General features: G+C 72.0%; 12 protein-coding genes. 7 read left to right on the top strand and 5 right to left on the bottom strand.

Annotated features, from left to right (window positions below; genetic code table 11):
* Positions 1 to 86 precede the first annotated feature (86 nt).
* Positions 87 to 3,071 (bottom strand): excinuclease ABC subunit UvrA, encoded by a 2,985-nt coding sequence (uvrA, locus tag AB0442_RS05760; protein WP_363542087.1) that lies wholly within the window; start codon positions 3,069 to 3,071, stop codon positions 87 to 89.
* A gap of 451 nt (positions 3,072 to 3,522) precedes the next feature.
* On the opposite strand from uvrA, the gene AB0442_RS05755 reads away from it, so the two are divergent.
* The 3 genes from AB0442_RS05755 (at position 3,523) to AB0442_RS05745 (ending at position 5,669) form a co-directional block, all read left to right on the top strand.
* Positions 3,523 to 4,308 carry a maleylpyruvate isomerase family mycothiol-dependent enzyme gene (locus tag AB0442_RS05755; protein ID WP_366160818.1) on the top strand — a complete coding sequence of 262 codons (786 nt, stop codon included), beginning with the start codon at positions 3,523 to 3,525 and terminating at the stop codon, positions 4,306 to 4,308.
* 85 nt (positions 4,309 to 4,393) lie between these two features.
* Positions 4,394 to 5,047: an MBL fold metallo-hydrolase gene (locus AB0442_RS05750; RefSeq protein WP_344626237.1), complete on the top strand. Its 654-nt coding sequence runs from the start codon at positions 4,394 to 4,396 to the stop codon at positions 5,045 to 5,047.
* A 7-nt stretch (positions 5,048 to 5,054) separates the two neighbouring features.
* On the top strand, positions 5,055 to 5,669 hold the full coding sequence (locus AB0442_RS05745) for a CYTH domain-containing protein (RefSeq protein WP_366160816.1): 615 nt from the start codon (positions 5,055 to 5,057) through the stop codon (positions 5,667 to 5,669).
* A 43-nt stretch (positions 5,670 to 5,712) separates the two neighbouring features.
* On the opposite strand, the gene AB0442_RS05740 is transcribed toward AB0442_RS05745, so the two are convergent.
* The 4 genes from AB0442_RS05740 to zapE all read right to left on the bottom strand — a co-directional run bounded on the left by AB0442_RS05740 (position 5,713) and on the right by zapE (position 11,025).
* Positions 5,713 to 6,702, bottom strand: coding sequence for a TerC family protein (locus tag AB0442_RS05740; protein ID WP_366160815.1), 990 nt, complete (start codon positions 6,700 to 6,702; stop codon positions 5,713 to 5,715).
* A 261-nt stretch (positions 6,703 to 6,963) separates the two neighbouring features.
* Positions 6,964 to 7,542, bottom strand: coding sequence for a TerD family protein (locus AB0442_RS05735; protein ID WP_359980102.1), 579 nt, complete (start codon positions 7,540 to 7,542; stop codon positions 6,964 to 6,966).
* Between the two features lie 251 nt (positions 7,543 to 7,793).
* Positions 7,794 to 9,887 carry an excinuclease ABC subunit UvrB gene (uvrB, locus tag AB0442_RS05730; RefSeq protein WP_366160814.1) on the bottom strand — a complete coding sequence of 698 codons (2,094 nt, stop codon included), beginning with the start codon at positions 9,885 to 9,887 and terminating at the stop codon, positions 7,794 to 7,796.
* Between the two features lie 73 nt (positions 9,888 to 9,960).
* On the bottom strand, positions 9,961 to 11,025 hold the full coding sequence (gene zapE, locus AB0442_RS05725; protein WP_366160813.1) for a cell division protein ZapE: 1,065 nt from the start codon (positions 11,023 to 11,025) through the stop codon (positions 9,961 to 9,963).
* Between the two features lie 37 nt (positions 11,026 to 11,062).
* Here zapE and AB0442_RS05720 point away from each other — a divergent pair, with 37 nt between their 5' ends.
* The 4 genes from AB0442_RS05720 to msrB all read left to right on the top strand — a co-directional run bounded on the left by AB0442_RS05720 (position 11,063) and on the right by msrB (position 14,343).
* Positions 11,063 to 11,860: a dihydrofolate reductase family protein gene (locus tag AB0442_RS05720; protein ID WP_366160812.1), complete on the top strand. Its 798-nt coding sequence runs from the start codon at positions 11,063 to 11,065 to the stop codon at positions 11,858 to 11,860.
* A 109-nt stretch (positions 11,861 to 11,969) separates the two neighbouring features.
* Positions 11,970 to 12,428: an indole-3-glycerol phosphate synthase gene (locus tag AB0442_RS05715; RefSeq protein ID WP_363542096.1), complete on the top strand. Its 459-nt coding sequence runs from the start codon at positions 11,970 to 11,972 to the stop codon at positions 12,426 to 12,428.
* Positions 12,429 to 12,518: 90 nt separating this feature from the next.
* On the top strand, positions 12,519 to 13,925 hold the full coding sequence (murC, locus tag AB0442_RS05710; RefSeq protein ID WP_344626229.1) for a UDP-N-acetylmuramate--L-alanine ligase: 1,407 nt from the start codon (positions 12,519 to 12,521) through the stop codon (positions 13,923 to 13,925).
* A gap of 13 nt (positions 13,926 to 13,938) precedes the next feature.
* The gene (gene msrB, locus AB0442_RS05705) at positions 13,939 to 14,343 is read left to right on the top strand and encodes a peptide-methionine (R)-S-oxide reductase MsrB (protein ID WP_344626228.1); all 405 of its coding nucleotides are present in this window, start codon (positions 13,939 to 13,941) and stop codon (positions 14,341 to 14,343) included.
* The last annotated feature ends 118 nt before the right edge of the window (positions 14,344 to 14,461 follow it).

The following is a 14,461-nucleotide window of genomic DNA, read 5'->3' as shown; positions in this document are numbered from 1 at the left end:
GGGCGTTCCCGCCCGGCCGAGAGGTACTGACACACCACCTCCCCGGCCGGCAGCGGGCCGGGGAGGTTCGGTGAGCGTGTGCCCGGCTACTTCTTGGCGGCGGCCCGCTTGCGGGCGGTGCCGGTGCCGGACTTGGCGGCGGCGCCCGCGGCCCCGGCGGTGCTGCCCGCGGCCTTGGCCGCCGTGCTGCGGCTGCCGCCGCGGCGGGCGGCGGGAACGGCCGCGTCGGAGACCCCGGCGAGGATGTCCCGCAGGAACTTGCCGGTGTGGCTGGCGGTGATCGCGGCGATCTCCTCCGGGGTGCCCTCGGCGACGACCGTGCCGCCGCCGTTGCCGCCCTCCGGGCCCATGTCGACGATCCAGTCGGCGGTCTTGATCACGTCGAGGTTGTGCTCGATGACGATCACCGTGTTGCCCTTGTCGACCAGGCCCTCCAGCACCTTGATCAGCTTGCTGATGTCCTCGAAGTGCAGACCGGTGGTCGGCTCGTCGAGGACGTACACGGTGCGGCCGGTGGAGCGCTTCTGCAGCTCGGAGGCGAGCTTGACGCGCTGGGCCTCGCCGCCGGACAGGGTCGGCGCGGACTGGCCGAGCCGGACGTAGCCGAGGCCGACGTCGTTGAGGGTGCGCAGGTGCCGGGCGATCGCCGGGACGGCCTCGAAGAAGGCCAGCGCCTCCTCGATCGGCATGTCCAGCACCTCGGCGATGGACCTGCCCTTGTAGTGGACCTCCAGCGTCTCCCGGTTGTAGCGGGCGCCGTGGCAGACCTCGCACGGGACGTAGACGTCCGGCAGGAAGTTCATCTCGATCTTGATGGTGCCGTCGCCGGAGCAGTTCTCGCAGCGGCCGCCCTTGACGTTGAAGGAGAACCGGCCGGGCAGGTAGCCGCGGACCTTGGCCTCCTGGGTCTCCGCGAAGAGCCGGCGGACGTGGTCGAAGACCCCGGTGTAGGTGGCCGGGTTGGACCGCGGGGTGCGGCCGATCGGCGACTGGTCGACGTGCACCACCTTGTCCACCAGGTCGGTGCCGGTGATCCGGGTGTGCCGGCCGGGCACGCTGCGGGCGCCGTTGAGCTCCCGCGCGAGGTGGGTGTAGAGGATGTCGTTGACCAGGGTGGACTTGCCGGAGCCGGAGACGCCGGTGACCGCGGTGAAGGTGCCGAGCGGGAAGCCGACGGTGACGTCCTGCAGGTTGTGCTCGCGGGCGCCGTGCACGATCAGCTGGCGCTTCTTGTCCCGCGGGCGGCGGACGGCCGGGGTCGGGATGGAGCGCCGGCCGGAGAGGTACTGGCCGGTCAGCGACTCGTCGTTGGCTAGCAGCTCCTTCAGCGAGCCGGAGTGCACGACCTTGCCGCCGTGCTCGCCGGCGCCGGGGCCGATGTCGACGACCCAGTCGGCCGTCTTGATGGTGTCCTCGTCGTGCTCGACGACGATCAGGGTGTTGCCGATGTCGCGCAGCCGCACCAGCGTCTCGATCAGCCGGTGGTTGTCCCGCTGGTGCAGGCCGATGGACGGCTCGTCGAGGACGTAGAGCACGCCGACCAGGCCGGAGCCGATCTGGGTGGCGAGCCGGATGCGCTGGGCCTCGCCGCCGGAGAGGGTGCCCGCGGCCCGGTTGAGCGAGAGGTAGTCCAGGCCGACGTCGACCAGGAAGCGCAGCCGCTCGTTGACCTCCTTGAGGACCCGCTCGGCGATCTTCTTGTCGCGGGCGGTCAGCTTCATCGCGCCGAGGAACTCGGCACAGTCGCTGATCGACATCGCCGAGACGTCGGCGATCGACCTGTCCTGGATCGTCACGGCGAGCACCACCGGCTTGAGCCGGGTGCCGTTGCAGGCGGGGCAGTGCACCTCGCGCATGTAGCCCTCGAAGCGCTCGCGGCTGGAGTCGCTCTCGGCCTCGGAGTGGCGGCGCTGCACGAACGGCACCGCGCCCTCGAAGGACGTGGTGTACGAGCGGTCGCGGCCGTACCGGTTGCGGTACTTGACCTCGACCTGGGTGCGGTGGCCGTACAGCAGGGCCTTGCGGGCGCGGGCGGGCAGCCCGGCCCAGGGGATGTCGGTGCGGAAGCCGAGCTCGCCGGCGAGCGCGTCGATCAGGCGCTGGAAGTACTCCTTGGTGTGGCCCTGGGACCACGGGTGGATGGCGCCCTCGTCGAGCGACTTCTCCTCGTCCGGGATCACCAGCTCCGGGTCGACCTCCATCCGGTTGCCGAGGCCGGAGCACTCCGGGCAGGCGCCGAACGGCGAGTTGAAGGAGAAGGAGCGCGGCTCCAGCTCCTCGAAGGAGACGTCGTCGTACGGGCAGTAGAGGTGCTCGGAGTACATCCGCTCGCGCTCCGGGTCGTCCTCCGCGAGGTCGACGAAGTCGAGCACCACCATGCCGCCGGAGAGCTTGAGCGCCGTCTCGACCGAGTCGGTCAGCCGGCGCTTGGCGCTCTCCTTGACCGTCAGGCGGTCGACGACCACCTCGATGGTGTGCTTCTCCTGCTTCTTGAGCACCGGCGGCTCGGTGAGCTGGACGGTCGCGCCGTCCACCCGGGCCCGGGCGTAGCCCTTGGACTGCAGGTCGGCGAAGAGGTCGGCGAACTCGCCCTTGCGCTCGCGCACCACGGGGCTGAGCACCTGGAAGCGGGTGCCCTCGGTGAGCTCCAGCACCCGGTCGACGATGGCCTGCGGCGACTGCCGGGCGATCGGCCGCGAGCAGTGCGGGCAGTGCGGCTTGCCGATCCGGGCGAACAGCAGGCGGAGGTAGTCGTAGACCTCGGTGATGGTGCCGACCGTGGACCGCGGGTTGCGGCTGGTGGACTTCTGGTCGATCGAGACCGCGGGCGACAGGCCCTCGATGAAGTCCACGTCCGGCTTGTCCATCTGGCCGAGGAACTGCCGGGCGTAGGAGGACAGCGACTCGACGTAGCGGCGCTGCCCCTCGGCGAAGATCGTGTCGAAGGCCAGCGAGGACTTGCCGGACCCGGAGAGGCCGGTGAAGACGATGAGGGAGTCGCGGGGCAGGTCGAGCGAGACGTTCTTGAGGTTGTGCTCGCGAGCACCGCGGACGATCAGGCGGTCGGCCACTGCTTCTGGCGCCTTTCTCCGGGGAGGTGGGGCTTCGGGGGCTTGAGGGCTTCGGAGCGCTTCCGAGGGGCTCTGGAGTGCTTCGGGGTGCTTCGGGGTGCTTCGGGGCATGCGTGCGGGCGGTCGGCGCGTCCTCGGATCCCACCGCGGCCCGGCCCTGGCGGCAGCGGCCGCACCGGTGGCGGCCGCGAGCATGCCCCAGGGAAGGCAACCAGCTGGACGGGCGATTTCTTCCGACTCGGGACAGCCAGCCTATAGCGCAGGCGTTCGAATATCGACCTTGTCCAGTGGAGACCACCCGAATGAGTGATGCGGCCTCGACGCGTTGATCATCAAGGCGGGGAAAGCCCCAGCTCGGCGCGGTCGACGGGCGGTAGCGTCGCCGTGACAACGACCGGCGGCCCCGAGGGGAAACGCCGGACGCACCACGGCACCGCCCCGGGAGAGCGCCATGACCGACCCCGCATCCGCCGGCATCCCGCCCGAGGAGGCCGCGGCCAGGGCCGCCGAGAACCTCAAGGCCGTCGCCGAGGGCACCGGCCACCTGCTGCGCACCGTCGCCGACCTCGACCCGGACGCCCTCGGCGGCCCGTCCGCACTGCCCGGCTGGACCCGCGGCCACGTGCTGGCCCACCTCTCGCGCAACGCCGACTCCCTGGTGAACCTGCTGGAGACCGCCCGCACCGGCGTCGACGTCCCCCAGTACGCGAGCCCGGAGGCGCGCGAGCAGGGCATCCGGGACGGCGCCGGCCGCCCGCTCGACGAGCAGCTGGCCGACCTGCGGCGGAGCTCCGAGCGGCTGGCCGCGGCCGCCGGGAGCCTGCCGGGCACCGCCTGGACGGTGCCGCTGCGGCACCGCACCGGCTACGTCTTCCCCGCGTACGACGTGCCCTGGAAGCGGCTGATGGAGGTCGAGTACCACCACGTCGACCTGGACGCCGGATACACCCCCGCGCACTGGCCGGAGTCCTTCGCCTCGGCCGAGCTGGCCCGCCTCGCCGCCCGGCTGGACGGCGCCGAGGGGCTGCCCGGCGTCGCGCTGACCGCCGAGGACACCGGGGCCCGGGCCAGGATCGGCGAGCCGGCCGGCCCCGAGCTGGCCGTGGAGGGCCCCGTCCGGGCGCTCACCGCCTGGCTCTCCGGCCGCTCCGACGGCGACGGCCTGCAGGTGCACCGGGCCGGAGTGCTGCTGCCCGACCCGCGGACCGTGCTGCCGCAGCTTCCGCCGCTGAACTGAACAGGCGATGATTGCAGGTGACGGACCTTCAGCCGGCACCCGGCCGCGCCGCGGTGCCCGGCCCCGACGATCGAGGAGCGTAGCGATGTCCTACCACGGAGCGGTCAAGGTCGGCGGCCCGCCCGACGTGCGGGAGCTCGCCCACCTGATCGTCACCAAGGTGGCGGTCGGGCCGTACGACAACAACGCCTACCTGCTGCGCTGCCGTGCCACCGACGAGCAGCTGCTGATCGACGCGGCGGCCGACGCGCCCACCCTGCTGGAGACGGTCGGCGACACCCTGGCCACGGTGGTGACCACCCACCGGCACCACGACCACTGGGCCGCGCTGGCCGAGGTGGTGGCCGCCACCGGCGCCCGCACCGCGGCCGGCCGGATCGACGCCGAGGCCATCGACGTCCCCACCGAGCTGCTGCTGGATGACGGCGACGTGCTGCGGGTCGGCCAGGTCGAGCTCACCGTGCGCAAGCTGGTCGGCCACACCCCCGGCGCGATCGTGCTGGTCTACGACGACCCGCAGGGCCATCCGCACGTGTTCACGGGCGACTGCCTCTTCCCCGGCGGCGTCGGCAACACCTGGAAGGACCCGGAGGCCTTCGCCAGCCTCTTCCGCGACGTCAACGAGAAGATCTTCGACGTGCTGCCGGACGAGGCCTGGGTCTACCCCGGCCACGGCAACGACACCACGCTCGGCGCCGAGCGCCCGCACCTCGGCGAGTGGCGCGAGCGCGGCTGGTGACCGGCCGGTGACCTTGCACCGGGACGGCGGCGGCGCGCCGCCGGGCCGCACGGTCGAGGCCGAGCTCAAGGCCGTCGTCCGCGATCCCGCCGCCGTCCGGGCCCGGCTCCGCGCGCTGGCCGGCCCCGGCCGGGCCGAGGTGTACCGGGACACCTACTACGACCTGCCGGACGGCTCGCTGGCCCGCGGCGACCGCGAGCTGCGACTGCGTACCGTCACCGGCCCGGCGGGCAGCCGCACCCTGCTGACCTGGAAGGACGCCCGCCTCGACGCGGTGTCCGGGGCCAAACCGGAGGCCGAGACCGCCGTCGCCGACCCGGCGGGCACCGCGGCGGTGCTGCACGGGCTCGGCTACCGGCCGGCGCTGGCCTTCGAGAAGCACTGCCGCAACCATCCGCTCCGCCGGGACGGCCGCGAGCTGCTGGCCACCCTGGTCGAGGTCCCGGAGCTCACCGGGATCTTCCTGGAGGTGGAGACGGTCTGCGGGGAGGACGAGCTGCCGGCGGCCCTGGCGGCCGTCCGCGGCGTCCTGGCCGAGCTGGGCGTGCCGCCCGCGGACCTCACGGCCGAGGCGTACACCGACGCGGTGGCCGCCGCACGCGGACGCAGCGGCGGGGCGTGACCGGTCCCCGCGGTCGCACCCCGCCGCTGCGGGATCGGGTGGGTCAGACGTCCGCGCCGTCGCGCTCGTCCGCCGCTTCGAGGGCCGCGCGCTCCTGCCGGCGGGAGGCGACCAGGCTGGTGACCGTGGTGACGGCGAGCACCGCCACGATGAAGCCCAGCGAGACGCCGATGCTGACCTCCGGCACGTGCACGCCGCTCTCGTGCAGCGCGTGCAGCACCAGCTTGACGCCGATGAAGCCGAGGATCACCGACAGGCCGTAGGCGAGGTGGACCAGCTTCTTCAGCAGGCCGCCGATCAGGAAGTACAGCTGGCGCAGGCCCATCAGCGCGAAGGCGTTCGCGGTGAACACGATGTACGGGTCCTGCGTCAGGCCGAAGATCGCGGGGATCGAGTCCAGGGCGAAGAGCACGTCCGTGGTGCCGATCGCCAGCATGACGATCAGCATCGGGGTCATCAGCCGGCGGCCGTTCTCCACGACGAAGAGCTTGGTGCCGTGGTACTTGTCGGTCGCCGGGAAGCGCTTCTCGATCGCCTTGAGCAGGCGGTTCTCCTCGAACTCCTCCTCCTCGTCGGAGCGGGCGTCCTGGACGAGCTTCCACGCCGTCCAGACGAGGAAGGCGCCGAAGATGTAGAAGACCCACGAGAAGGTGGAGACCAGGGCCGCGCCGCCGGCGATGAAGACCGCCCGCAGCACCAGCGCGATGATCACGCCGAACATCAGCACGCGCTGCTGGTAGATCCGCGGCACCGCGAACTTGCCCATGATCAGGATGAAGACGAAGAGGTTGTCGACGCTCAGCGACTTCTCGGTGATGTAGCCGGCGAAGAACTCGCTCGCGGGCTGCGAGCCGTACTGCTTCCAGAGGAAGGCGCCGAACAGCACCGCGAGGACGATCCAGACGACCGTCCAGATCCCGGCCTCCTTGACGGAGACCTCGTGCGGTTTGCGGCCGCCGATGAAGAAGTCGGCCACGATCAGGGCGACCAGCACCCCGATCGTGCCGATCCACAGGCCAAGGGAAACGTCCACGTCTGCTCCTCCGGCAGGTAGGCGAACAGGCATCGTCACTGCCGGAGGTCTCCTCCACCCTGCGGCTCACCGAAGGAGCACGCGGGCCGGCACCCCGGGACACCCGATGGGCGGACGTCCGTGATGACGGGGCTGCCGCTGGGGAGTACTCCCCTCCGCTCTACGCCGAGGCTAACAGAATCCCCAAGACAAGGTAAAGAAGGTAAAGAGTCGTCGGGGGCGGAGCCGCCCGGGGGGTGCCGCCGGACGCCCCCGGCGGCCTCAGAGGTAGGGCTCGATCGCGGGCAGCATGTCCTGGAAGGTCCTGGCCCGCGCCGGTGCGCCGATCGCCTGCATCGCCCAGCCGCCCTCCGGCTCGCGGTACACCTTCGCCATGATCTGCCCGGTGTGCCGCCCGCCCGCCGCCAGCTCGTAGCGGGCCAGTTCCTGGCCGGTGGACTCGTCGACCAGTCGGCAGTGCGCGTCCTGCACCTCGGTGAAGCTCTGCCCGGTGTACGAGCTGACGGTGAACACGATCTGGGTGATGTGCACCGGCACCCGCATCAGGTCGACCAGGATCACCTCGTCGTCGCCCCCGCCTGCACCACCGGTCAGGTTGTCCCCGGTGTGCTGCACCGAGCCGTCGTTGCTGGCCAGGTGCTGGAAGAACACGACGTCGGAGGGGGTGCGCTCGGCGTACAGCAGGGCCGAGGCGTCCAGGTCGACCTGGCGGCTGCGGCTGCCGAACAGGCCCTTGCGGACGGCGGCCCGCCAGCCCAGGCCCATCCGCACGACCGTCAGCGACTCCCCCGAGCTCTTCTGCAGGCTGACGCTCTGCCCCTTGGCCAGATTCACCGACACGGTGCTTCCCTCTCTCTGCTCGGCCCGGCGGGAGCGGTCCCACCGCGCTCGGACGGAACACCCCGTTGCCGTCCCCCGGCCGAGGCCCCCAGTGCCCTGCGGCCGCACCGCCGCCGCCCGCCGCGCCCGCGCGGCCGGGTCTCCTGTTCGACGACCGGTGCCCGCAGGCCAGCCTAGGGCCTGCGGGCACATGTCATGCAGGGTGTTCCTGCTCGGGGACGGCCCGTGGGAGCGCGTCCGGCCGGGCGGGATCAGGCCATCCCGGCCTCCCGCATCTGCCGGAGCTCCTTCTTCAGCTCGCCGACCTCGTCGCGCAGCCGGGCGGCCACCTCGAACTGCAGCTCGGCGGCGGCGGCGTGCATCCGGTCGGTGAGGTCCTGGATGAGCTGGGCCAGCTCGGCCGCGGGCAGGCTCTTGGCCGGCTTGCGGTCCGCCCCGAGCGCCGGGACGGGGGTGCGGGTCTTGCCGCCCGACCCGCGGTAGCCGGTGGAGAGCAGCTGCTCGGTGTCGACGTCCTCCCGGGCGAGGGTGTCCAGGATGTCGCCGATCTTCTTGCGCAGCGGCTGCGGGTCGATGCCGTTCGCCTCGTTGTACGCCTGCTGCACGGCCCGGCGCCGGTTGGTCTCCTCGATCGCCAGCTCCATCGCCGGGGTGATCCGGTCCGCGTACATGTGCACCTGGCCGGAGACGTTGCGCGCCGCACGGCCGATGGTCTGGATCAGCGAGGTGCCCGACCGCAGGAAGCCCTCCTTGTCGGCGTCCAGGATCGCCACCAGCGACACCTCGGGCAGGTCCAGGCCCTCGCGGAGCAGGTTGATGCCCACCAGCACGTCGTACTCGCCGGCCCGCAGCTCGCGGAGCAGCTCGACCCGGCGCAGCGTGTCGATGTCGCTGTGCAGGTACCGCACCCGGATGTCCAGGCCGAGCATGTAGTCGGTGAGGTCCTCGGCCATCTTCTTGGTGAGGGTGGTGACCAGGACGCGCTCGTCCCGCTCGACGCGGGTGCGGACCTCGTGCACCAGGTCGTCGATCTGGCCCTCGGTGGGCTTGACGATCACCTCGGGGTCGATCAGGCCGGTCGGGCGGATGATCTGCTGGACCGCGCCGTCGCCGCGGGACAGCTCGTACTTGCCGGGGGTCGCCGAGAGGTAGACCGTCTGCCCGATCCGCTCCAGGAACTCCTCCCACTTCAGCGGGCGGTTGTCCATCGCGGACGGCAGTCGGAACCCGTGGTCGACCAGGGTGCGCTTGCGGGAGGCGTCGCCCTCGTACATCGCGCCGATCTGCGGCACCGTCACGTGCGACTCGTCGATGACCAGGAGGAAGTCCTCCGGGAAGTAGTCGAGCAGGGTGTTCGGCGCGGTGCCGGGCGCGCGGCCGTCGAAGTGCATCGAGTAGTTCTCGACGCCGGAGCAGCTGCCGATCTGGCGGAGCATCTCGATGTCGTACGTGGTGCGCATCCGCAGCCGCTGGGCCTCCAGCAGCTTGCCCTGCTTCTCCAGCACCGCCAGGCGCTCGCCGAGCTCCTTCTCGATGTCGTTGACCGCGCGCTCCATCCGCTCCGGGCCGGCGACGTAGTGCGAGGCGGGGAAGACGTAGACCGAGTCGTCCTGGCTGATGATCTCGCCGGTGAGCGGGTGCAGCGTGTAGAGCGCCTCGATCTCGTCGCCGAACATCTCGATCCGGACGGCGAGCTCCTCGTACACCGGGAAGATCTCGATCGTGTCGCCGCGGACCCGGAAGGTGCCGCGGGTGAAGGCGAGGTCGTTGCGGGTGTACTGGATGTCGACGAACCGGCGGAGCAGGGCGTCCCGGTCGATCTCCTCGCCGACCTTGAGCGGCACCATCCGGTCCACGTACTCCTGCGGGGTGCCGAGGCCGTAGATGCAGGACACCGAGGCGACCACGACCACGTCGCGGCGGGTCAGCAGGGAGTTGGTCGCGGAGTGCCGCAGCCGCTCGACCTCCTCGTTGATCGAGGAGTCCTTCTCGATGTAGGTGTCCGTCTGCGGGACGTACGCCTCGGGCTGGTAGTAGTCGTAGTACGAGACGAAGTACTCGACCGCGTTGTTGGGCAGCAGCTCGCGGAACTCGTTGGCCAGCTGGGCCGCCAACGTCTTGTTCGGCGCCATCACCAGGGTGGGGCGCTGCAGCTTCTCGATCATCCACGCCGTGGTCGCGGACTTGCCGGTGCCGGTCGCACCGAGCAGGACGACGTCCTTCTCGCCGCCGCGGATGCGGCGCTCCAACTCGGCGATGGCCGCCGGCTGGTCGCCGTTGGGCTGGTAGGGGCTGACGACCTCGAAGGGCGTCGTGGACCGCTCGATACTCGTGATGGGGCGCACCACTCCACCGTACGGCCCCGCACCGACAGTGCAGGGCCCTACGGGGAGCCGGGCCCTGCCCGGGCGGCCGGTGTCAGCCCTTGGAGCTGTCGCGGGCGAGGGCGACCAGGCGGGAGACGGCGCGGAGGTACTTCTTGCGGTAGCCGCCGCACAGCATGTCCTCGGGGAAGACCCGGTCGAAGGGGACGCCGGAGGCGGTGACGGGGAGTTCCCGGTCGTACATGCGGTCGGCGAGGACGACCAGCCGCAGGGCGGTGGACTGGTCGTCGACCGGCCGGACGCCGCGCAGGAAGACGGCGTGGACGTCGTCGAGCATGGCGCCGTACCGGCTCGGGTGGACGTTCTTGAGGTGTTCGAGCAGGGCGTCGAAGTCGTCCAGCGAGGCGCCGGGGGCGGTGGCGGCGCGGGCGGTGACCTCGTCGTCGGTGTACGGCGGCGGGGCGTCGGGCAGGCCGCGGTGGCGGTAGTCCTGGCCGTCGATCCGGACGGGCCTGAAGTGCGCCGAGAGGCCCTGGATCTCGCGGAGGAAGTCGGCGGCCGCGAAGCGCCCCTCGCCGAGCTTGTCGGGGAGGGTGTTGGAGGTGGCGGCGAGCTTGACGCCGTTCTCCACGAGGCGGCTGAGCAGGGTGGAGACGAGGACGGTGTCGCCCGGGTCGTCGAGCTCGAACTCGTCGATGCAGAGCAGCCGGTGCCCGGAGAGGGTCTCGACGGCGCCCTTGAAGGTGAGGGCGCCGACCAGGTTGGTCAGCTCGACGAAGGTGCCGAAGGCCTTGGGCCCGGGGGTGGCGTGCCAGAGCGAGGCGAGCAGGTGGGTCTTGCCGACGCCGTAGCCGCCGTCGAGGTAGATGCCGGCCGGACCGGCCGGGACGGCGGGACCGCGCCGGAACCAGCTGCGCTTCGGGGCCGCGCCGCTGCCGTTGAGGGAGGCCGCGAACTGCTCCAGGACCTGCACCGCCTCGTACTGGCTGGGCTGGGTGCTGTCCGGGAGGTAGCTGCCGAAGCTGACGCCGGCGAACCGCGGCGGCGGGACCATCTCGGCCACCAGGCGCTCGGCGGGCACGACCGGTCGTCGGTCGGTGAGGGCTGTCACGGTGGCCGTCTCGGGGGCGGTGGCGTCGGCGTGGGGGGCTGCGGGCACGGTAGTACAGGGTACGCCCCGTGGAAGACTCGCCACCATGCAGCTCTTGATGAATCCGCTCACAGCCCCCGTCGCCGACCCGGCCGCGCTGGAGGCGCTCGCCGCGCTGTACGCCTACCCGGACGGGGTGCGCGGAGGGCGGCCGTGGCTGCGCGCCAACATGGTGTCCAGCCTGGACGGCTCGGCCCGGCTGGCGGGCCTGTCGGAGGGCCTGTCGAGCGCCGCGGACAAGCGGATCTTCGGGGTGCTGCGGGCGCTCGCGGACGTGGTGCTGGTCGGGGCGGAGACCGTCCGGGCGGAGGGCTACCGGCCGGCCCGGGCGCGGAAGGAGTTCGCGGCGGCCCGGGCGGCGGCGGGCCAGGCCCCGGCGCCGGCGATCGCGGTGGTCAGCCGCCGGCTGGCGCTGGACCTGTCGGCGCCGCTGTTCACCGAGCCGCTGGTGCGCACGGTGGTGGTCACCACGGAGGACTCCCCGACCGAGGCGCGCCGGGCGGTGGCCGCGGTGGCGGACGTGGTGGTGGCCGGCGAGCGGTCGGTGGACCTGGCCGCGGCGGTGGCGGCGCTGGCGGCGCGCGGCTGGACCCGGCAGCTGACCGAGGGCGGCCCGCGGCTGCTGGGCGGGCTGGCGGCGGCCGGGCTGCTGGACGAGCTGTGCCTGTCGCTGGCGCCGCTGCTGACGGCCGGCGACGCACCGAGGATCGCGTACGGCGCCGCGGTCGAGCAGGTGCGGGCGATGCGGCTGGAGTCGCTGATCGAGGAGGGCGGCTTCCTGTTCACCCGCTACGTCCGGGTCGAGGACGGTCCGGTCGGCCCGACCGGACCGTCCGCGGGGTGACCCGGGCGGCCGCTGTGGCCCGTGTGGTGCGTGTGCAGCGTGCGGAAAGCTTCCGCCGGGCAAGATGAGGACAGCGGATCCGGGGCCTGCACTGTACGAAGGGACTCACGTGTTCAAGACCGTACTGATGATCGAAAAGGCGCTGTCCGACGCGGACGTCGAGCTGGTCACCACGCTGCACGGCGACGAGAAGGTCTCCTTCGTGGTGCTGATGCAGCCGCGCGGAAAACAGGACGAGCTGTTGAGAGCACTCGACGACGTGGCGCTGGGCCATCTCGACAAGGCGGTGCACGAGCACGACGACGAGTCGGTGCCCACGGTGGCCGAGGAGTCCCTGGAGCACAGCCTGCGCCACCTGCGCGAGTCGGGCGCCGAAGCCACCGGCCGGGTGGTGCAGGAGAATCCGCTCGACGGCCTGCGGAGCGTGGTCGAGGAGCACGGCGCGGACGAGGTGCTGGTGCTGACCTCGCCGCACTTCGTGGAGGAGTTCTTCCACCGCGACTGGGCGTCGCGGGCGCGGCACAAGGTCGGCGTCCCGGTGCTCAAGCTGTTCGCCAGCGACTCCTGAGCTCCTCCGCCGGTGGTGCAGAATCGTCCTTGCGGAACCACCGCGAGGACGGTTCTCGTCCTCCCAGTCCCCGGCTGTACGGAGCATCCCTTGAACGACGCCGCGCACGACCTGCACGCCCCGCACTTCATCGGCATCGGCGGCGCCGGGATGTCCGGACTGGCGAAGATCCTCGCGGTGCGGGGCGCCAAGGTCTCCGGCAGCGACGCGAAGGAGTCCGAGACGGTGCTGGCGCTGCGCGCGCTCGGCGCCGAGGTCGCCGTCGGCCACGCCGCGGAGAACCTGCCGGCCGGCACCAGCAGCGTGGTCGTCTCCAGCGCGATCCGCGCGGACAACCCGGAACTCGCCGCCGCCCGGGAGCGCGGGATCCCGGTCGTGCACCGGTCCGACGCGCTCGCCGCGCTGATGGGCGGCCGCCGCGCGCTCGCCGTCGCCGGCACCCACGGCAAGACCACCACCACCAGCATGCTGGCGGTCAGCCTCGGCGAGCTCGGCCTCGATCCCTCGTACGCGATCGGCGGCGACCTGGACGCGCCGGGCTCCAACGCGCACCACGGCACCGGCGACATCTTCGTCGCGGAGGCCGACGAGAGCGACCGGAGCTTCCACAAGTACGCGCCCGAGGTGGCGATCGTCCTCAACGTGGAGCTGGACCACCACGCCAACTACGCCTCGATCGAGGAGATCCACCAGTCCTTCGAGACCTTCGTCGGCCGGATCGTGCCCGGCGGCACCCTGGTGGTCTCCGCCGACCACGAGGGCGCCCGGGAGCTGACCCGCCGGGTCCGCGGCCGGGTGGGCCTGAACGTGGTGACGGTCGGCGCCGCCGAGGACGCCGACGTGCGGGTGCTCTCGGTCTCGCCGCGCGGCATGACCAGCGAGGTCACCGTGGAGCTGGGCGGCGAGGAGCTCTCCTTCACCGTCTCCGTGCCGGGCCGGCACTACGCGCACAACGCGGTCTCCGCGCTGGCCGCCGGCGTGGCGCTCGGCGTGCCCGCCGCGGACCTGGCGAAGGCGCTCGGCAGCTACACCGGCGTGCGCCGCCGGCTGCAGCTCAAGGGCGAGGCCGCCGGCGTGCAGGTGATCGACTCCTACGCGCACCACCCGACCGAGATGGCCGCCGACCTGGAGGCGATCCGCGAGGCCGCGGGCGCCGGCCGGGTGCTGGTGGTCTTCCAGCCGCACCTGTTCAGCCGCACCCAGCAGCTGGCCGCGGAGATGGGCGACGCGCTGGCGATGGCCGACGCCTCGGTGGTGCTCGACATCTACCCGGCCCGCGAGGACCCGATCCCCGGCGTCACCAGCGAGCTGATCATCGACGCCGCCCGGAAGGCCGGCGCCGACGTGGCCGCGGAGCACGCGTTCGCCGCCGCCCCGGAGCGGATGGCCGCCCTGGCGAAGCCGGGCGACCTGGTGCTCACCATGGGCGCGGGCGACGTGACCAACCTGGGCCCGGAAATTCTCGCCCGCCTCGCGGACGTTGCACCCGGTGCCTGATGGGAGGACTTCCGTGACCCACGAGATCCAGAAGACCGACGCCGAGTGGCGTGCCGAGCTGTCGCCCGAGGAGTACCGCGTGCTCCGCGAGGCCGGCACCGAGCCCGCCTTCACCGGCGAGTACACCGACACCAAGACGGTCGGCGTGTACGGCTGCCGGGCCTGCGGGGCCGAGCTCTTCAGCAGTGAGACGAAGTTCGAGAGCCACTGCGGCTGGCCCTCGTACTACGCGCCGCTGGCCGAGGACCGCGTCGAGTACATCCAGGACACGTCCTTCGGGATGCGCCGGGTGGAGGTCCGCTGCGCCCGCTGCGGCAGCCACCTCGGCCACGTCTTCGAGGGCGAGGGCTACGAGACCCCGACCGACCAGCGCTACTGCATCAACAGCATCTCGCTGACCCTCCGGCCCGCCGAGTAGGGGCCGGCCCGGGCTCACCTCCGCACGCCCTGTCACCGCGGCGCCACACCGTGCCAGACTGATCATCGGTCGAACCGCACGAGAGGACAACGGTGGCAGGGCGTCGCACTTCCGGAGT

It is taken from the genome of Kitasatospora sp. NPDC085895, assembly GCF_040702125.1.
In the GTDB taxonomy this organism is placed as follows: Bacteria; Actinomycetota; Actinomycetes; order Streptomycetales; family Streptomycetaceae; genus Kitasatospora; species Kitasatospora arboriphila.
The sequence above is the reverse complement of the archived record's forward strand: the minus strand, read 5'-3'. Positions and strand labels throughout refer to the sequence as shown.